Source organism: Capnocytophaga sp. oral taxon 863 str. F0517, assembly GCF_000466425.1.
Lineage (GTDB): Bacteria > Bacteroidota > Bacteroidia > Flavobacteriales > Flavobacteriaceae > Capnocytophaga.
Genome location: NZ_KE992089.1, coordinates 1 through 18239 on the forward strand (window position 1 = coordinate 1; position 18239 = coordinate 18239).

The 18239-nt window shown below is 42.4% G+C and carries 18 protein-coding genes and 1 other RNA gene; 13 read left to right on the forward strand and 6 right to left on the reverse strand.

The window, feature by feature from the left end:
* Positions 1-211 precede the first annotated feature (211 nt).
* From HMPREF1551_RS01940 to HMPREF1551_RS01995, 12 genes are all read left to right on the forward strand, one after another.
* Positions 212-2050 (forward strand): M1 family metallopeptidase, encoded by a 1839-nt coding sequence (locus HMPREF1551_RS01940; protein ID WP_021627329.1) that lies wholly within the window; start codon positions 212-214, stop codon positions 2048-2050.
* Between the two features lie 122 nt (positions 2051-2172).
* Positions 2173-2517: a four helix bundle protein gene (locus HMPREF1551_RS01945; protein WP_021627330.1), complete on the forward strand. Its 345-nt coding sequence runs from the start codon at positions 2173-2175 to the stop codon at positions 2515-2517.
* An 89-nt stretch (positions 2518-2606) separates the two neighbouring features.
* On the forward strand, positions 2607-3029 hold the full coding sequence (locus HMPREF1551_RS01950; protein WP_021627331.1) for a SufE family protein: 423 nt from the start codon (positions 2607-2609) through the stop codon (positions 3027-3029).
* Between the two features lie 6 nt (positions 3030-3035).
* Entirely contained in the window at positions 3036-3368 is a 333-nt protein-coding gene (locus HMPREF1551_RS01955; protein WP_021627332.1) for an iron-sulfur cluster assembly protein, read from the forward strand.
* Between the two features lie 12 nt (positions 3369-3380).
* Positions 3381-4127 carry a 3-deoxy-manno-octulosonate cytidylyltransferase gene (gene kdsB / locus HMPREF1551_RS01960; RefSeq protein ID WP_021627333.1) on the forward strand — a complete coding sequence of 249 codons (747 nt, stop codon included), beginning with the start codon at positions 3381-3383 and terminating at the stop codon, positions 4125-4127.
* Positions 4128-4157: 30 nt separating this feature from the next.
* On the forward strand, positions 4158-6797 hold the full coding sequence (locus HMPREF1551_RS01965; protein WP_021627334.1) for a VPS10 domain-containing protein: 2640 nt from the start codon (positions 4158-4160) through the stop codon (positions 6795-6797).
* 106 nt (positions 6798-6903) lie between these two features.
* Positions 6904-7500, forward strand: a complete 597-nt coding sequence (locus HMPREF1551_RS01970; RefSeq protein ID WP_021627335.1) for an NUDIX hydrolase — start codon at positions 6904-6906, stop codon at positions 7498-7500.
* Positions 7501-7548: 48 nt separating this feature from the next.
* Positions 7549-7770 carry a DUF2795 domain-containing protein gene (locus HMPREF1551_RS01975; RefSeq protein ID WP_021627336.1) on the forward strand — a complete coding sequence of 74 codons (222 nt, stop codon included), beginning with the start codon at positions 7549-7551 and terminating at the stop codon, positions 7768-7770.
* Between the two features lie 38 nt (positions 7771-7808).
* Entirely contained in the window at positions 7809-8327 is a 519-nt protein-coding gene (locus HMPREF1551_RS01980; RefSeq protein ID WP_021627337.1) for a CvpA family protein, read from the forward strand.
* 82 nt (positions 8328-8409) lie between these two features.
* Entirely contained in the window at positions 8410-9258 is an 849-nt protein-coding gene (locus HMPREF1551_RS01985) for a hypothetical protein (RefSeq protein WP_034544123.1), read from the forward strand.
* Entirely contained in the window at positions 9251-10606 is a 1356-nt protein-coding gene (locus HMPREF1551_RS01990; RefSeq protein WP_021627339.1) for a peptidylprolyl isomerase, read from the forward strand. Before HMPREF1551_RS01985 ends, HMPREF1551_RS01990 begins: the two co-directional genes overlap by 8 nt.
* A 110-nt stretch (positions 10607-10716) precedes the next feature.
* Positions 10717-11649: a malate dehydrogenase gene (locus HMPREF1551_RS01995; RefSeq protein WP_021627340.1), complete on the forward strand. Its 933-nt coding sequence runs from the start codon at positions 10717-10719 to the stop codon at positions 11647-11649.
* 83 nt (positions 11650-11732) lie between these two features.
* Here HMPREF1551_RS01995 and HMPREF1551_RS02000 read toward each other — a convergent pair whose 3' ends face one another.
* Together HMPREF1551_RS02000 and ffs are read right to left on the reverse strand one after the other, a co-directional pair.
* Positions 11733-13856, reverse strand: a complete 2124-nt coding sequence (locus HMPREF1551_RS02000) for a suppressor of fused domain protein (RefSeq protein ID WP_021627341.1) — start codon at positions 13854-13856, stop codon at positions 11733-11735.
* Between the two features lie 50 nt (positions 13857-13906).
* Positions 13907-14005, reverse strand: an RNA gene (gene ffs, locus HMPREF1551_RS13290) — signal recognition particle sRNA small type.
* A 148-nt stretch (positions 14006-14153) separates the two neighbouring features.
* Between ffs and ndk the strand changes: the two genes are divergently transcribed.
* Positions 14154-14576, forward strand: coding sequence for a nucleoside-diphosphate kinase (gene ndk, locus HMPREF1551_RS02005; protein WP_021627344.1), 423 nt, complete (start codon positions 14154-14156; stop codon positions 14574-14576).
* Between the two features lie 90 nt (positions 14577-14666).
* Here the strand turns inward: ndk and HMPREF1551_RS02010 are convergent, their stop codons facing one another.
* The 4 genes from HMPREF1551_RS02010 to HMPREF1551_RS02025 all read right to left on the reverse strand — a co-directional run bounded on the left by HMPREF1551_RS02010 (position 14667) and on the right by HMPREF1551_RS02025 (position 18134).
* Complete coding sequence (locus HMPREF1551_RS02010) at positions 14667-15716, reverse strand: endonuclease/exonuclease/phosphatase family protein (protein ID WP_021627345.1); 1050 nt, start codon at positions 15714-15716, stop codon at positions 14667-14669.
* Between the two features lie 548 nt (positions 15717-16264).
* Positions 16265-16588, reverse strand: a complete 324-nt coding sequence (locus HMPREF1551_RS02015) for a hypothetical protein (RefSeq protein ID WP_021627346.1) — start codon at positions 16586-16588, stop codon at positions 16265-16267.
* A gap of 261 nt (positions 16589-16849) precedes the next feature.
* The gene (locus HMPREF1551_RS02020) at positions 16850-17308 is read right to left on the reverse strand and encodes a hypothetical protein (RefSeq protein ID WP_021627347.1); all 459 of its coding nucleotides are present in this window, start codon (positions 17306-17308) and stop codon (positions 16850-16852) included.
* A 295-nt stretch (positions 17309-17603) separates the two neighbouring features.
* Complete coding sequence (locus HMPREF1551_RS02025) at positions 17604-18134, reverse strand: hypothetical protein (protein WP_021627349.1); 531 nt, start codon at positions 18132-18134, stop codon at positions 17604-17606.
* Positions 18135-18239 lie beyond the last annotated feature (105 nt).

Consider the following 18239-nt stretch of genomic DNA (forward strand, 5'->3'; position numbering starts at 1 on the left):
ATTCCCCCCTTGAGGGGGGCTAGGGGGATGTAAAGAAAAAATATTGATAATGAGCTATTTATAAATTATTTGGATATTTACGCTTCTATTTTTTAACTATTGATTCGCATTAATTAATGGTTAATGGTGGGATAACTCATAATTCAAAACTCATAACTCAAAACTTTTTAAATATTATTCGTATTTTTGTCCCCTGAAACTTAAAACACTCATGATAAGATCCTTTTTTCTATCTCTTGCTGCTATAGGCTGCTGTGTGAAGGTCTCAGCACAATGGCAGCAACATATTGACTACCAAATGGATATCCAAATGGATGTAAAGACCTTTCAGTACCAAGGCAGGCAGGTGGCCACTTATGAGAATCATTCGCCCGATACGCTGCGTACGGTCTTCTATCACCTCTACCTCAATGCCTTTCAGCCTGGTAGCCAAATGGATAAGAACATGCAGCAGGTACCCGATATGCCTATCCGCTTTATGCACAATGCAGGCACAGATGCCGAACCTAAGTATGAAAGCAAAATAGCACAACTCAAGGAAAACGAACAGGGCTTTATCCGCCTGCAATCCCTTACCCAAAATGGCCAAGCAGCCTCCTATAAGGTGGTAGGCACCATCCTACAAGTACGCTTGCCGGAGCCTATCCTTCCTCATGGCAAGGCAACCCTTGTGATGGACTACACGGCTCAGATTCCTACCATGGGGCTGCGTATGGGGCGAAACTCTTCCGATGGGGTGGCGCTCTCCCTCTCCCAGTGGTATCCGCGTATCTGCGCCTATGACAGCCAAGGCTGGCATCCTTACCAATATATATTTGGTGAGTTCTATGGAGATTGGGCTAACTTTGATGTGAAAATTACCCTCGACAAAAACTATATAGTAGCAGGCACCGGTACGCTCCAAAATCCTGAACAAATAGGCTTTGGTTACAACAATATCAAGGAAGTAAAAACCCGCCAAAAGACCCGTACTTGGCACTTCAAGGCCGATCGGGTCATTGACTTCTCTTGGGCGGCCGACCCAGCCTATCAGCACGATATCGTAAAGACGAAAAGCGGAATAGAACTCCACTTTTTCTATAAGAATTTCCCGGAAAACTGGAAGCAACTACAGCAAATCATGCCCGAAGTCTTGGATTTCTACCAGGCTAAGGTAGGGCGCTATCCTTGGAGTCATTACTCCTTTATCCAAGCCGGACAAGGCGCGATGGAGTATGCCATGTGTACCTTCATCGAGGGAGGCAAATCCCCCCAAATCCTTATCCGAACCGCCTGTCATGAACTGGCGCACAGCTGGTTTCAGCATATTTTTGCCATCGATGAGCAGCAGTATCCTTGGTTCGACGAAGGCTTTACCTGCTTCCTACAGCTATGGGCTGATGCCGAGGTAGTAGAGAAAAAGCCCTTGGTCAATTTTTCTGACTTCCGTCGTAAGGCTTTTTTCAATTATATATTAGAGCAGGAGGAAGACCCTTCTATCCGTGCCGACTTTTTCGAGCGTACCCGCTCTTACTTTGGTACGGCCTATGCCAAGGGTACTATGTTCGCCTCCCACTTGGACTACATCATCGGTCGCCAAGCGATGGAGCGTACCCTCAAGCGATTCTATAGGGAATACGCCTTTACCCACCCTACCCCTGAGAACTTCGTCCGCTGTGCTGAAAAAGAATCGGGCATGCAGCTGCTATGGTTCCTTCAGGAGTTCATGCACACCACCCATCACATAAGCTATTGCATAGAGAAGGTGGAGGCCAAAGGCGACAAAACCTTGGTTACTCTTTCCAAAAAAGGCCGTATCCCTATGCCCTTAGACCTGATTGTCATCCCCAACGGGCAGAAACCTTTCTCTCTATACATTCCTATCGACCTTACCTTTGGAGAAAAGCCCAATCCGTTTATTAACATGGAGCGCATCGTGTTGCCGGTATGGAACTGGGCGGAGAATACCTATCAGTTCGAACTGAACCTCCCCTTAAGCCAAGTGAGAAACATCAGCATAGACCCCTTGGAGTTCTTAGCCGACCCGAATGCAGACTGCCATAATTACTGATTAGTTTTGAGTTTTGAGTTCTTAATTTTGAGTTCTTAGTTTTGAATTCTTAGTTTTGAATTCTTAGTTTTGAGTTCTTAATTTTGAGTTCTTAGTTTTGAATTTTATAAAATAATTATCACATGAAAAATAGTATTATCAAAGAGAAAAGCTTCTCCTTTGCTTTAGAAATTATTGATTTATATAAGAAATTACAGGAACAAAAAGAATATATATTATCAAAACAACTTCTTAGAAGTGCCACAAGTATAGGAGCTAATGTAAATGAAGCTTTAGCAGGAGAAAGCAGAGCTGATTTTGTTCATAAGATGACTATTTCCAACAAAGAAGCTCGAGAATCACTTTATTGGTTAGAATTATTAGACAAAAGTAGTCTGATAGAACTAGATTTGTCTGAATACATCAATCAATGTCAAGAGATTACAAAAATACTCACTAGTATTGTGAAAACAACAAAAACAAGTTAGTTCTGAGTACTTCATTTTGAGCATGCGAAAAACTCAAAACTCAAAACCCAAAACTCAAAACTTTTTTGTATTTTTGCGCCCAAAAAAAGATGACCATCACCGAAATACAAAACACTATCATTGAGGACTTTTCATTTTTAGAAAGCTGGGAAGACCGCTACGAATATATGATCAACTTGGGCAAAAGCCTCCCGCTGATCGACCCAAAGTACAAAACGGACGAATACCTCATCAAGGGATGCCAAAGCCAAGTATGGCTACATGCGGAGAACAAGGGTGATATCATCCACTTTACCGCCGATAGCGATGCCATTATCACCAAAGGGATCATCGCCATACTAATCAAAGCCCTCTCCGACCAGAAAGCAGCTGATATTCTGGCGGCCGATATGAGCTTTATCGATAAAATAGGACTCAAGGAACACCTCTCCCCTACCCGTGCCAATGGGTTGGTGAGCATGATAGAGCAGATGAAGCTCTATGCCAAAGCAATAACCTTAAAAAATAACTAACAAACCATGTCTGAAGAAAAAAAACCTATTGATACTGACCTCATTGGCGAGAAAATCGTCGAGGTACTCCATACCATCTATGATCCTGAAATCCCAGTAGATATATATGAGTTGGGGCTGATCTACGATGTGTTTATCAATGAAAACCACGATGTGAAGATCCTCATGACCCTCACCTCGCCCAACTGCCCTGTGGCGGAGGTACTCCCCCAGGAAGTCTATGAAAAAATAGGCAGCATTGACGAGATCAACGAAGTAGAAGTAGAACTCACCTTCGACCCACCTTGGGGACAGGAGATGATGAGCGAAGAAGCAAAACTCGAACTTGGCTTCCTATAATCCCTATGATCCATGAAAAAAATAGCCGTTATCCCTGCCCGGCTGGAAGCCACTCGCTTCCCCAAGAAACTCCTACAGGACTTAGGAGGGCGCTCTGTCATTGAACAAACCTACCTTGCCACCGTGCGTACAGCCCTCTTCGATGAAGTATGGGTAGCGACCGATAGCCCCGAGATTGCCGAAAAAATCAAGGCAACAGACGGTAAAGTATTCTTTAGCCAAATCGCCCATAGCTGTGGGAGCAACCGCATCGCCGAGGCCGTGGAAGCACTCCCTGCCGATATCATCGTCAATGTACAGGGTGATGAGCCTTTTATCCAAAAAGAAAGCCTACAGCACCTCTTGGAAGTCTTTGACCATGACCCCCAGCAGCAGATCGATTTAGCTTCGCTGATGACCCCCCTTAGGGAGTGGGAAGAGATCCAAAACCCTAACAATGTCAAAGTGGTAGTGGACAAAAACCAATTTGCCCTCTACTTCTCTCGCAGCCCTATCCCTTTCCCAAGAGGGGAACAAGATACTTATAGCTACAAAAAACATATAGGAGTCTATGCCTTTCGCAAGCAGGCACTTATGGCCTTCTACCGACTTGCCCCTACCCCCTTGGAGGAAATAGAGAAGCTCGAACAGCTGCGCTACTTGGAGAACGGACGACGTATCAAGATGGTTCTCACCGAGGTAGAAAATATTGGTATAGACACCCCTGAAGACTTAGAAAAGGCACGATTTTTGTGGAGAGATCACATAGCCACTTTTTAGCTTTTATTCACTCGTTTAATTCTAAAAGAAATGAAACGTATTCTTTTGGCCAGTGCCCTGCTGGCAGCCTCTATCAGCAATGCACAAATGCAAGACCGACAAGAGATGATCCGCAGCCAGAATTTGCAGAAATCCTGGGTTAAAAATATTCCTTTTCAAGCCCTTGAAATCAGCCGAGGGGCTGGGGAAATCATTCAAGTGGAAAGGAACCCTAAAAATCCTTACGAGCTATATGTCGCCTTAGCCGAGTCCGGTGTATGGTACAGCCAAAACAATGGGGTCAGTTTCACTCCTACCTTTGCTGACACAATGGCACCGCAGACTGACGCAATGGCGGTAGACTGGGACAGCCGTACCCTATGGGTGGCCAATCACCAAGGGGTATTCCTCAAAGAAGGCGACCAGCCCTGGCAGGCTACAGCCCCTGTGGGCAATGTCATTGTACGCCAAATCACGCTACTCTCCCCTACTCACGTTTGCCTTAGTGCCTTAGGAGAAGGAGGTAGCATGCAAGGGGTGTGGGCTTCTACCGACAAAGGAAAAAGCTGGAACCAAACCTTCGGACAAGTGGGGGTCAATGAACTTAAAAAAGCTCCTTCAGCTGATGAAACCCTTTACTTAGCTGCTTGGGACTACCAAATATCCCCTTCCAATATCGTACCCGATGGCAACCAGTCCGGTATCTACAAAAGTAGCAACTCAGGGGCTACTTGGGAGCTGATCACTGGCGCCGAATCTGGTTTCCCTCAGGGGAATATTGGCAAAATATCCTTAGCTGTATTCAGCCCTACTTCCCTATATGCCTTGGTGGACAATCGCAAGGAAGCTACCGATGGAATAACTGAAATCAACTTCCAAAAACTCTCCAATAAGGACTTCTTAGCCCTCGAAGATGAAAAGATAAACGAATATATATATAATCACTCCTTAGAGAATAAGTATTCGCCCGATAACCTCCGCGAAGCGGTGCGCTCCGGTGCGGTAAAGGTAGCCGACCTACCCAAGTTCACCGATGCTTCCCCTCGTGTGGTCGGTGCCGAAATCTATTATTCAGCCGATGGTGGAAAATCTTGGGTAAAGAAAAATACCCGCCCCCTTACCAATGTCTTCTATAACAAAGGCTACTTAGTAGGAGCCTTAGCGGTAAACCCCAAACAGGAGAACGAACTCTATCTATCAGGAGTACCCTTGCTTCGCTCCAGTGATGGTGGTATCAGCTGGACACTTATCAAAGACAATCCTAAAGACCAAATAGTTCATCAGCTTTTTGCCGATGAGAGGCAGCTTATCTTGGTGACCAATCAGGGAGCCTTCCAATCCCTTGACCAAGGCCGTACCTGGGCTAAACAATCCATGCCACAGACCGTTACGGCAACTTCCCTTTCCATAGGCAAGCCACAGAACCATGTCCTCTATGCGAGTATCCTCAACGAAGGGGTATTTAAGTATTCCTCCAACGGATGGGCATTTATCAGTCCCGAACAAGGCCCCTTGGTAGCTACCCCTGAGAACAAGCTGTTCCTCTCCCAGTCTTTAGGCCGTATCCTACAGCCCAAGCAAGGAAGGGTCACCCTGCCTTATAACCGAAAAGTAAAGCAGCGCTACCCCTCTCAAACCGCTTTGGTACTCTCCCCTCAGAACAATACCATCCTATATGCGGGTACCAATACGCTATTCCAATCCCTTAATGAGGGAAAACAATGGAATGCCATCTCCCCCGACCTTACCAATGGGGACAAAGGAGGAATTCGCTCCTATGCTACTATCTCGGCCATTTGCGAATCCCCTTTCCAGTTCGGCCTCCTATATACGGGTAGTGATGATGGGATGATCTATACCTCCCAAAACGGTGGGGTCTCCTGGCAGATGATATACTCCTCCTTCCCCTCTCCCAATCGAGTGAGCTACTTACTTGCTTCCAAGCACGAAGCGGAACGCATATATGCCATCTTGCAAAACGACCAACACCATACCCTGCTCTTTAGAAGCAACAATATGGGAAAAAGCTGGGACAACCTCAAGGCCAATCTCCCAGATGAGACTATCAATACCATCGTGGAAGACCCTGTCAATGAGCAAGTCCTCTATCTTGGCACAGAAAATGGTCTCTATGTATCTTTCGATATGGGAGAAAAATGGCATCCTTTCCACCAAAACCTACCGCGTACCTCTGTAAGTGCCATCGCTATCAACCCCGAAACCAACGAGCTATATATAGGTACCCGAGGAAATGGCTTCTTCATGGCCAACATCGGCTCCTTAAGAGAACTAAGAGCCGCCGTGCAAAACCAACTATTCTATCCCTTGAAGGAGACCTATTCTATTGCCTATTCCCCCAAGTGGGGAAATGCCCCCAGCCCATGGCAAGCTCCTGAAGAACCGGTGCTGTATATAGAATCCTTTGCCTCCAAGGCCAATAGCAATATCACGATCAATATTATAAAGGACGATATCACCTTAGCTAAATTCTCCTACCAAACCAAGGAAGGGTTTAACTTTATTCCTTTTGACTTGACCTTTATCGAAAATGGACGGGTCGAATACGAGAAAAAACTTCTGACCACCTTCAGAAGTTCTGACAATGGAAAGTATTACCTCCCCAAGGGTACTTACCGAATGGTCTTCCAGAGTGACACCTTCGACCAAGAACGTACCTTGACCATCGAATAAAGCAAAAGCATAATGTGTTAAAAAACAAAATTTTCTTTTAGGAATCAGAAAAAAATTGTACCTTAGCCTATCAATATAAAAACTGATTTCCCCTTAAAATACGCCTATGTACAAAGTTTTTTTGGATAATAAAAAGATATGGGTCACCCACTCGCTGAAGAAACCTTTGAAGAAAAGATACAAAGTATTCCGCCAGAAGGATATTTCTATTGAGGCCTTCTTGAAGAAAATAGAGGCCTACAAGGCGGGCAAATTCGTTTTCCTTATGGAGGGGAAAGACCCTATGAAGGAATTTGTGAAGGCTTTTACCCTTATACAAGCAGGAGGTGGCGTGGTACGCAATGCGAAGGGACGTATCCTTTTTATCAAAAGAAGAGGTAAATGGGACTTGCCCAAGGGAAAATTAGAGAAAGGAGAAGATATCCAAGAATGTTCCCTAAGAGAAGTCAGTGAGGAAACAGGAATCAAAAAACTGAAACTATTAGGAAAACGTATCATTACCTACCATATCTATAAGCAAGACGAGCAATGGTGCCTGAAGGAAACCCATTGGTACAATATGTACTGTGACCATAAGGAGGACTTGTGTCCCCAAACGGAAGAAGATATAGAAATATGTGCTTGGAAAAAGCCTAAAAAGCTCAAAAAACTATTGAAAAACTCATTCTCCAGCCTCCAGGAGGTATTCAAAGGAGAATACTAATCAAGTGAAGAACGAAAAGTGAACAACTAAAAACTAAAAACAGTAAATATGTATTGGACATTAGAATTGGCCTCTTATCTCAGTGATGCCCCATGGCCTGCCACTAAAGAAGAAATCATTGATTATGCGATGCGTACAGGAGCACCTATGGAAGTGGTGGAAAACCTCGAAGCGCTTGAAGACGAAGGAGAAATCTATGAATCTATTGAGGAGATTTGGCCTGACTATCCCACCGAGGAGGATTATCTCTGGAACGAAGAGGAATATTAATTTTAGTAAAGAGATGAAATTCATCTCTTTTTTTATCCATGAGTTATATTGATATTGTTTTAGGTATTTTCCTCGCTATTGGGATTATACGTGGATTTATGAAAGGCTTTATCTGGGAAATAGCCTCCCTTTTGTCCGTTTTTGTGGCACTATGGGTGGCTATACACTTCTCAGCAATGACGGCAGGCTACCTCAGTGGGCTGTTTTCGCTCTCACAGAAGACCAACCAGCTCATTTCTTTCGTCATTGTCTTCCTCCTTACCTTTGTTATGGTAAGATGGGCAGGGAAAGCATTGACTAAAGTCTTAGAAAGTGCCTCCTTAGGCCTTCCCAATCGGATTGCGGGAGCTGTTTTCGGTATGTTCAAATGGTCGCTGATCGTAGGAACCTGCCTGATGTACCTCAATCGGGGTGCCCTTGAGCTTATCCCTAAGGAGACTACCGAGCAGTCCCTTTTCTATAACCCCATGATGGAGATGAACGACTGGATCCGCACCTATATTTTCCAATACAAAGACCTCTTACCGAGGCTGAATACCACAAACCAACCGAGTTAAAAAAAGATTAATTGATTAGTTTTTTACTCCAAATTACTGTAACTTGCACTACTTTTGTGTTCATTTGTTAAACATGATTAAAATGTCTTGGAAAGCTCTCCCCTTCTTCCTTATAGGTAGCCTTTGCCTGAGTGCCTGCCAGTGGTTCAGCCCTGCACAAAAAGATAGCAAGATCGTCGCCAAAGTGGGTGATTATTACCTATATCAAGAACAAATACAGCAACTCCTCCCCCAGGGATACACTCTGGAGGATAGCTTGCGCATCGTTACACCTTATGTTAACAATTGGGCACTGAAGAAACTGCTCTTCCTCAAGGCCGAGAAAAATATCCCCAATCACAAAAAGGAAGAATTTGAACAATTGGTAAGCCAATACCGTACCGACCTCTATACCCAGTATTACTTAGACCTACTCACCCAGCAGGTGGATACCCTGATTAAGAAGAAAGAAAAAGAGGAGTTCTACCAAAACAACAAAGCTATTTTTAGGCTCAGTGAGGACTTGGTACAACTGAGATATATACAACTCTCCTCCAAGGACTTAACCACTAAGCTCTCCAATGCTTTTAGAAATTACACACCCAAGGATAGGCACTATGTTGATTCGCTAAGTCCCATCTTTACCTCCTCCTTTCTCAATGATAGCATTTGGATAAGAGCCAGCCAGGTGAGGGACAAAGTCCCTTCTCTTGCCTCAAAATTGAATAAGGCCTCCATACAACAGCTTATAGAACAAAGAGACTCCACCTCGGTTTATTTGCTCAAAATCAACAAATACTTGGATAATACCGACTATGCCCCTGAAGAATATGCTGCCCCTACCCTAAGGCAAATCATCTTGAACAAACGTAAAAATAATTATATCAACAACTTAGAAAAAGAAATTATCAATAATGCTATCGAGAAAAAACAACTTGAACTCTATGAATAGATTCCGTATTACCTTCTCCCTATGGATCGTCCTCTTGCTCCCCATCCATGCACTATGGGCACAATCTGCTAAAACAAAGATAGATGGGGTGGCCTCCGTCGTGGGGGATTACCTTATCTTAGAAACCGACATTGACCGCGCTTTGGTGGAACTCCGCTCCCAAAATGTAGATACTAAGAACATCACACGCTGCCAGCTATTGGGCAAGCTCATGGAGGACAAGCTATATGTAAGCCAAGCCATTCAGGATAGTATCAAGATCTCCGACACCGATATACGTGATGGCGTGAGCCGCCGCTTGGAATTCTTGGTAGAACAACTCGGCGATATGAAAAAAGTAGTGGCATTCTACCATAAGGATGACGAACAGTCCCTACGCGATGAACTCTTCGATATCCTTAAGCAAAACGAACTTAGCTCCCGTATGAAAGCTAAAATCGTCGAAAATATAGAGGTAACCCCCGAGGAAGTAAAACAATTCTTCAACAAAATACCCAAGAACGAACTCCCTACCATAGGTACCGAATTGGAGATAGCCCAAATCGTTATAGAACCTAAAGCCCCACAGAATGAGGTAGATAAAGTTATCGAACAGCTCAAGGAAATCAAAAAAGACATCATAGAGAACGGCGCGAGCTTCTCCACCAAGGCCATTCTCTACTCGGCTGACCGCGCCACTGGAGGTAAGGAACTGACCTTCAACAGGCGTTCGAGCTTCGCCAAAGAGTTCAAAGATGTAGCCTTCTCCCTACAAGAAGGAGAGATATCCGACCCCTTCAAGACGGATTTTGGCTGGCATATCCTACAAGTGGTTAAGATAAGAGGAAAGGAAGTCTCCGTTCGCCATATCCTTATGGTACCTCAGATTCCGTCTTCTTCCTTAGAAGAGGCCAAAAAGAAAATTAACGACATACGCGATAAGATTATCAATAAGGAATTCACCTTTGCCGAGGCTGCAAAGAACTTCTCCGACGAGAAAGAAACCAGAGAAGATGGCGGCCAGCTGCTCAACCCTGAAGACTATTCGACCAAATTCGAACTTACTCGTATGGAGCCGACCCTATACTCCCAGGTAGCTTCCTTGGGCGAGGATGAAGTCTCCTTCCCTATCGTAGATGAGGATAGAACCGGAAGAAAGATGTTCAAGATATACCGTGTCACCAATCGCATAGGGGAACATACCGCCGACTTTATCAAGGACTATACCCGCATCCGTGAGCTTGCCCTAAAAGAAAAGCAACTCGAAGCGGTACAAAAATGGATCAAAGAAGCCATCAAGAAAACCTTTGTATCGGTAAAAGGAGAATATCGAAAATGTAACTTCTCCAATAATTGGCTTAAGAAATAAGCCGAGAGCTGTTTGTCAGACATAAAATATTTTACCTTTTTATTGTGTATGTTATTTTTTTTTCGTAATTTTGACATCATCAATCATAATCACCTGATAAAAATATTTTTATGAAAGTAACCGTAGTAGGTGCCGGTGCTGTCGGCGCCAGTTGTGCAGAATACATTGCACTTAAGAATTTCGCATCAGAAGTTGTTCTGGTGGACATCAAAGAAGGATTTGCTGAAGGTAAAGCCATGGACCTTATGCAAACAGCTTCTCTCAATGGTTTTGATACTCGTATCAAGGGCGTTACAGGCGACTATTCCCAAACTGCCGGAAGCGATGTAGCGGTGATTACCTCTGGTATTCCTCGCAAGCCTGGTATGACTCGTGAGGAACTTATTGGCACCAATGCCAATATCGTAAAATCCGTAGTAGAACAATTGGTAAAATACTCTCCGAATGTAATTGTTATCATCGTAAGTAATCCTATGGACACCATGGCTTATTTGGTACACAAAGCTACCAAATTACCTAAAAATCACATCATAGGTATGGGAGGTGCTTTGGATTCTGCTCGCTTTAGATATCGCTTAGCAGAAGCCCTCAATGCGCCTATCTCCGATGTAGATGGTATGGTCATCGCTGCCCACAGTGATAGTGGTATGCTCCCACTTACCCGCTTGGCTACTTATCGTGGTGTCCCTGTAAGCCAATTCCTCAGTGAGGAACGCCTCGCTCAGGTGGCTGAAGATACCAAAGTAGGAGGTGCTACCCTTACCAAACTCTTAGGTACTTCTGCTTGGTATGCCCCAGGAGCTGCGGTTTCTGCCTTAGTACAAGCCATCGCTTGTGATCAGAAGAAGCTATTCCCTTGCTCTGTACTACTCGAAGGAGAATACGGACAAAAAGAGGTATCGGTAGGGGTGCCTGTAATTATTGGTAAAGATGGCGTTGAGAAAATCGTAGAAATAGCACTCAACGACACTGAAAAAGCCAAATTCAACGAAAGTACACAGGCTGTACGTGAAGTGAATAAGGCTTTGGATGGTATCATATAAGCAAACACAACATTTTATCACCAAGAAAAGAGGCTGCCCCATCGGACAGCCTCTTATTGTAAATTATATACACATAGAAACAATTAAGAACCACAATTGATGTAAAGTACTGGAGTACCATCCTCCTCATAGCCTTCGATATCAAAACCTTCAAAGAAGATATGATCTCCTAAATCCTTGTTGGACAGCGTGTTATGTATCAACCATAGCAACTCTAAGGCTCCAAAGGAAGCCCCATCCCCAGAGGTGAGTTCCGAGACGATCAGTGCCTGATAGAGGCCATTGGCATCCGGCTCGCCTTCCAAGAGGTGTTCGTTGGCAAGTATCTCAAAATCATGTAGTTCTCGCTTGCTTTTGATCCAAGCCTCATACATGATCTTCACCTTAGGAGTTTTGAATATCGTACCAAATGGATTGAAATTAGTAAGTCTGTTTTCCATATCCGTGTTATAGGCCTTGACTGCCTCCCAGAAAATCATCAAACCGGGGAAGTGTTCTTGGGTAAAAGCCCAATATACTTGGTCTAAAAGGCCTGTATTCTGGATGGGGGCATAGTCCTGACATACATTGGGACGATTGACATCCACCACAGGAGGGTAAGGAATGTCCTTCTCCGAGAAAAGTTCTAAAAGTGCAGTGGTATCATTCTCCAATTTGTAAAGCATTTCCTGTTCATATAAGGGCACTACGGTATAGAAATACACCTCTTTTCCGGTGGGGAGCTTCACGATGGCCTCCTCGTCCTTCTTATCATCGGTGCCCAGTAGGAGCATACAAGTAAACAGCGTACCTTCCAGAGGCTCTCCTGTGGGTACGGTATGTCCCCAAGCCAAGAAAGTATCTTGCTCTATAGGTAAGCGTGCCAAGATCTTGAGCCAACGCATAGGCCAATAATCCTTTTCTGCCTCACTCTTGACATTCCAGTCAGGAGGTAGGTTGATCACCATTTCGGCAAAAGGACTTCCGGAGAAGCCTTCGGGTATATTCATCTGATAAGCGCCCATTCCTCCAGTTATCAAGGTATAGTAATTGCGCTCTGGAGTAGGCTTTACAATATAGATATCACAGTGAATATCATCGGATACCAATTCATGGAATACCTCATCGAACTGGCCGAAATTCTCCTTGATATATTCCTCCAAGGCCTCACGCTCCTCCTGTTCATAGTAAGCAGGCTCGAAGCTACGGGAGAGGAATTCTATAGTATTTTTCTCTTCGGAATAGGCCATACGTCCGGTCTCTATTCCCTCTATAGTACCCGATAGCCAGTGGAAAAGCCCAGGAAAGACAAAGGATACTTCGTATTGCTCCAAGTCCTTATGAGGGGTCACCCCGATAAGCTGTCCGAAGGTACCCTCTTGGTCATTATCAAAATCAAAGCATAGGTAGCTTTTTTCACCCTCTATTTCCTGCATCATAAAAGGTAGCCACTTGCGGCTGAAAAGCTGGTTTTTGATCTCTCCTTCGTCCATAAAATTATCTTCAGGGAGCTGTTTTTCCATCCAGTTGGCACCGAAATTCGCTTCCAAGAAAGCCACGATGTCTCTTTGTGCCTGTTCGATTTGTTCCAAGTTGAGGAAGCACTGCCCTACTCCGAAGAAAGGCCCTTGGCCAAGCTGTCCGCTAAAGGTTCTGTGGAGCTGCTTAAACTCTTCTGGTAGGTCGAAGCCCAAGTGGTCTTGAAAACGCGCTATTTGCTGCTCAGTGGCGGGTGCTCCTAAGCGAGCTTGCATGGCAGGGGCATACTGGTGGAGTGTTTCTACGAAATCCTCTAAGATATATTCCACCTCCCCACGTCCACCTTTGACAGCTTCACGGAGGGAAATGCCCTTCTTGTCGGCCAAGGCTATATAGTGTAGTAGTTCCTGAGTTCCAGAGAGTGAAGGGGCACGCTCTAAGTATTTGCGCGCATTGTCTATATCATTGAGGTAGAAGTAAGAATAGCCAATACGATAATTCCAGCTTTCGGTATCCCCTATTTCTTCCTCCAAATACTTAAAGACCTCAATGGCACGGCGTAAGTACTTTTCATTCTCTGCTGTTGGGTCTAACCAATACAAATTATTGTAGGCACGTCCTAACTCACTGAGTACCTCGGTAGTTTTGCTCTCATCGGGGAGTTTCTCTATAAAATCAACAACAGCCTGGATGTGGTCATCCTCATTCCATTTGTCTATTTTCTTTAGGATTTGTTGCTCTGTCATCATTTGTAATTATTTATTAAAGAAGAAGTTAAGATAAAGTACAGGCAAAAAAAAAGTGGCAAGCTACCTACATCGCACCGCTACAACCTTATACCTTTGCTGCGTTCCCACCCTGGAGGATTCTAAGGGAGCTGGTCGTGTAGGACTTGCCGATGCAAAGGTACAAAAAAATCTACTATTTCCAAGCTAAATCCGGATTTTTTTTGTACTTTTACACAAAAATTTTTACGTTGTACTTTTCTATTGGAAAACAAAAACACAACTTATTGATAATCAATAATTTATTTAATTTTATAGCTTATGACCACCCAGGAAACTTTCACCATGATTAAGCCCAATGCCGTAGAAAAAGGGCATACAGGGGCTATTATTGACCAAATTATCAAGGGCGGCTATCGCATTTTAGCGCTCAAATACGTATGGCTCAGCCAAAGAGAAGCGGAGCAGTTCTATGAAATACACAAGGAACGCCCTTTCTTTGGGGAGTTGGTCGCTTTCATGTCACGCAGTCCTATTGTCGCCATCGCTTTGGAAAAAGAGAATGCAGTAGAGGCCTTTCGCAACTTCATCGGTGCAACCGACCCTGCCAAGGCAGAAGCTGGCACCATTCGCGCCAAATATGGGGAAAGCCTCGGTGAGAATGCCATTCATGGCTCCGACTCGGAAGAAAACGCCCAAAGAGAAATCGCCTTTTTCTTCTCTAAACGCGAAATATATAAGTGAAAAGTGAAAAATGAATAGTGAAAAATGATTAATGACTAGTGATAAGTGAAGAGTGGGTAACTATTGTTACTATTCACTCTTCACTTTTCGTTATTCACTTAATTTAATCAGGAAGAGGTAGACTGGGAAGTGGTCGGAATAGCCTCCTGTATAGCTCCCATTGGCGTAGCTACGGAAAGGATATTCGGCAAAGCGACCGGAGGGGTTGGCCAGCTCTGGGCTATTGAAAACGCCCGCTCTCCAATATTTGTAGCCCTTCACCTGCTGGCCTATATAGCCATAGGTCAAGATGAATTGGTCGAAGAGGCTCCAGCTATCGCGGTAAGCTAAGGTACCTATTCCTTTTTTGAAGAGATGTTCCATAGGATTGTATAGGTCACCTGGGGCCACCTTCTTCTTATCGGATTTGGTTTTGAGAACCTTTTTGAAAGCGGAGTTGGTAGGGTCATCGTTGAAGTCGCCCATGCTAATGACCTTGGCATGGGGGTTTATCGCTGTCAAGGAATCAAAAATATGTTTGTTCAGTGCGGCAGCAGCTTCCCTAAAAGGGCGGGAGGCAGCCTCTCCCCCTGATCGAGAAGGCCAGTGATTGATGATAAAGTGTAGCTCCTCGCCTTCCATTTGTCCAGAGACAAGGATTTGGTCGCGTGTATAGCGCTGCTTTCCTGTAGAAGGGTCTTTGATATCCAAGAAGTGCTTGGAGGTATGAGTAGGAGTGAATAGCTCTTTTTTGTAGAGAAAAGCCACATCTATCCCGCGGGCATCGGGCGAATCGTAATGTACGATGCCGTAATTGTAATCCTTGAGGGCTTCGCTCTGGGCTAAGTCCTCCACCACCATTCGGTTTTCGATCTCTGCAAGGCCTACAAAATCAGGTGCTGTACCGGTAACATCCCTCCCTATCTTAGCGATGGTAGCGGCTATTTTATGAATATGGTCATGATAGTTGGCACTTGTCCAGTGGTCTTTGCCCTCTGGGGTACGGTCATCATCAAACTTATTAGGGTCATTGATGGTATCGAACAAATTTTCGACATTGTAGAAAGCCACGGTACGGACTTTGTACTGCTTGGTCTGGGCTTGACTTGATAAACTGTTCAAAATCAACAAAATAATAGATAGTAAATAGATTTTCTTCATGTAAATTTCTTTTATACAAAGATACGTTTTTTTCTTGAATTAAAATATATTATTTTTCAAGATCCAATAACTCATATCCTCCTTTAATAATTCCTCCTTAATTAATTCAAAAATATCTGATATAGATTGATTGGTTTCCACTTTCAATTCATCAAAACTTAAAGTAACAGCTTCTTTTAAATTATTTAAGTTTCGTAAGCTCTATAACTTACTGATTTTCAAAACATCCCCCTCACATACTCCGCTCTCGCGGATACACATACTCTGCTCCAAGTATTCGCAGACTATCCTCAAGGAGGGAGTTAGTAAGTAATGGAGGTTCAATAAGTTATAGAAGAGAAATTTTCTAATTTGATAAATAAATTAGGCCATTTCAACGCCCTCAAAGCTCCCCCTTTGGAGAGGGGTGGGGGGAGGTTTTTACAAATAATTGATTATTAGTTATTTATAATTGCAATAATAGCCTAAAAACGACTTGCGAAACTTAATAAGTTGTTGGGATTTTAACAACACATCTGATACATTACCCCCACTTCTGATACATTAACCTAAAAACAGAAAAAAATTCCTGTTTTATACTCAATAGCTAACTCTACTAAATGAAGAATTTTTTCTGTTAGGTAATCAGTATTATTCGCTTTTATAATCTCCTTCATTTTTAATAATTTTCCATAATCAGTAATTTCTTCCCATTCATAATCATCAATAAGAATATCTAATTGTGAATTTAACTTAGCAAATAAACCTCTTCTCCACAAAGATAATACCTCTTCATCTGTTACTATTATTTCTACTAAGTCACCTTCTATATTTTGATCGTAATCAAGACGAATCATAGCTTCTTTGTTTATAGGAACAGTAATATATTTCATAATTATTCAATATTAAAATGTGTTATTTTTTGATATTCCCCCCGCTGGCGCAAGTCACATACCCGCTTCCAAGTATTCAGCGACTTTAGCTTGTGCCCAATTCAAAATTCATAATTCCCCTCGCACTATTTAGAGCACTTTATAGGCTTGAAAAACGCTTGTCTCTATGATGGGTAAAGGAATATAGATTTTTGTTTTCTTTTGTATTTTACTGATTGTAAAGCTATTGAAATTTTAAAAACACATCTGATACATTACCTATTACCATTTCTCCCATATTTTATTATAAATCTCATTAGTATTAGATATATAAAATTCAACATTATCTGCTATTATTTCAATATAATATGCATTATTTTGAACTATATAATGCTTATAATTTCGTTTGTCATAATCTTCCCATTTCTTATCATTATTTTTTCTTTGAGATTTTAATTCTTCTAACCAAGAAGAATTCGGTATTATCGAATAATTAGAACGAAAAGAATGCTCTATTTCGTCTTTGTAGTATCTGTATTTATTAAATCTACTAAACTTCATAGTCCAAACTCCTTTGAAAAATAGATTAGCTATTTTATCTACTACTTCCAATTTATTCTCATTCCAAAATTTAAAACTAAATAATAAACAATCATAATATTGTGTCATTATTCCAAATTCGGAAGGAATTTGCCAAACTTTTAACTCTATGGGGATTGCTATGTCTTTTTCTATTTGCATACTTTTATCATTTACATATAGGCAGTTCAGAAGTTCCTTGACTACCTAATCCATTTTTTTTCAACCTTTTTTGTAATTCATTTAAACGTTCACTATATATTCCCTCGCTGGCGCAAGCTTGCAGCTTGTGCCGAAATAATTCCCCTCGCACTATTTAGAGTGCTTTATAGGCTTGAAGAACACTTTCCTCTATGGTGAGTAAAGGAAAATAGTAGGCAGTTCTTTTGTATTGTGTGTTGATTAGTAAGTTGTTGAGATTTAAACAATATATCTGATACATTACCCATTTGATGCATTACCTAAGTTTTAGTGGTTTAAACTTGGGTAATAAAGGTTCTTGATGAAAAGTAAGAATTTTTTTATACTTATCTTTATCAGTAAGGTTAACAATAAATTCCTTAAAGTTTCCACCTGCATAATAAACACCTACAGGAAAGTTAGCTAAATATATAGGATATTCACCATTCTTAGGCTCTCTTATATCCCAAAAAACAATTTCTCCATTTTCACTAAACATAAAAGGCTCTGCATTAGCAATTAAATTATAGTTATCAGAGTTTTTAAGCATTCTAAGGGGTGTTTCAAGATATTTCTTTAGAATATTTTTCAAATAAATATTTTGATTTTCCAAAGAATCACAAAACTTATTCCCCTTACCCATCGGAATATAAGTTAGAAAAAGCTCTAATAATAACCCATATCCCAACTCTTTGGAAAATTCATAGTATGATGGAGGTACAACCCAATTACCTATATTATAGCTTGGGGCTAAATTATTACTAGTTGTTAATATTTCATTCTCTATGGTTAATAATTTGTTATACATATATGTAAAAATTAAAGTTTAATATCCACAGCCACATTCTTTATGTTTTTGTAAATACTCATCATCAATAGTTACCCCCCGCTGGCGCAAGTCACATACTCGCTT

Bases quoted from the DNA above. Each gene is read 5' to 3' on its own strand.
- HMPREF1551_RS01985 (WP_034544123.1), top strand. From the start codon at position 8,410: ATGTCTTGGAAAGCTCTCCCCTTCTTCCTTATAGGTAGCCTTTGCCTG.
- HMPREF1551_RS01975 (WP_021627336.1), top strand. From the start codon at position 7,549: ATGTATTGGACATTAGAATTGGCCTCTTATCTCAGTGATGCCCCATGG.
- HMPREF1551_RS02025 (WP_021627349.1), bottom strand. From the start codon at position 18,134: ATGTATAACAAATTATTAACCATAGAGAATGAAATATTAACAACTAGT.
- HMPREF1551_RS01950 (WP_021627331.1), top strand. From the start codon at position 2,607: ATGACCATCACCGAAATACAAAACACTATCATTGAGGACTTTTCATTT.
- HMPREF1551_RS01980 (WP_021627337.1), top strand. From the start codon at position 7,809: ATGAGTTATATTGATATTGTTTTAGGTATTTTCCTCGCTATTGGGATT.
- HMPREF1551_RS02015 (WP_021627346.1), bottom strand. From the start codon at position 16,588: ATGAAATATATTACTGTTCCTATAAACAAAGAAGCTATGATTCGTCTT.
- HMPREF1551_RS01945 (WP_021627330.1), top strand. From the start codon at position 2,173: ATGAAAAATAGTATTATCAAAGAGAAAAGCTTCTCCTTTGCTTTAGAA.
- HMPREF1551_RS02020 (WP_021627347.1), bottom strand. From the start codon at position 17,308: ATGCAAATAGAAAAAGACATAGCAATCCCCATAGAGTTAAAAGTTTGG.
- HMPREF1551_RS01995 (WP_021627340.1), top strand. From the start codon at position 10,717: ATGAAAGTAACCGTAGTAGGTGCCGGTGCTGTCGGCGCCAGTTGTGCA.
- HMPREF1551_RS02000 (WP_021627341.1), bottom strand. From the start codon at position 13,856: ATGATGACAGAGCAACAAATCCTAAAGAAAATAGACAAATGGAATGAG.
- HMPREF1551_RS01970 (WP_021627335.1), top strand. From the start codon at position 6,904: ATGTACAAAGTTTTTTTGGATAATAAAAAGATATGGGTCACCCACTCG.
- HMPREF1551_RS01965 (WP_021627334.1), top strand. From the start codon at position 4,158: ATGAAACGTATTCTTTTGGCCAGTGCCCTGCTGGCAGCCTCTATCAGC.
- HMPREF1551_RS01990 (WP_021627339.1), top strand. From the start codon at position 9,251: ATGAATAGATTCCGTATTACCTTCTCCCTATGGATCGTCCTCTTGCTC.
- HMPREF1551_RS01955 (WP_021627332.1), top strand. From the start codon at position 3,036: ATGTCTGAAGAAAAAAAACCTATTGATACTGACCTCATTGGCGAGAAA.
- ndk (WP_021627344.1), top strand. From the start codon at position 14,154: ATGACCACCCAGGAAACTTTCACCATGATTAAGCCCAATGCCGTAGAA.
- kdsB (WP_021627333.1), top strand. From the start codon at position 3,381: ATGAAAAAAATAGCCGTTATCCCTGCCCGGCTGGAAGCCACTCGCTTC.
- HMPREF1551_RS02010 (WP_021627345.1), bottom strand. From the start codon at position 15,716: ATGAAGAAAATCTATTTACTATCTATTATTTTGTTGATTTTGAACAGT.
- HMPREF1551_RS01940 (WP_021627329.1), top strand. From the start codon at position 212: ATGATAAGATCCTTTTTTCTATCTCTTGCTGCTATAGGCTGCTGTGTG.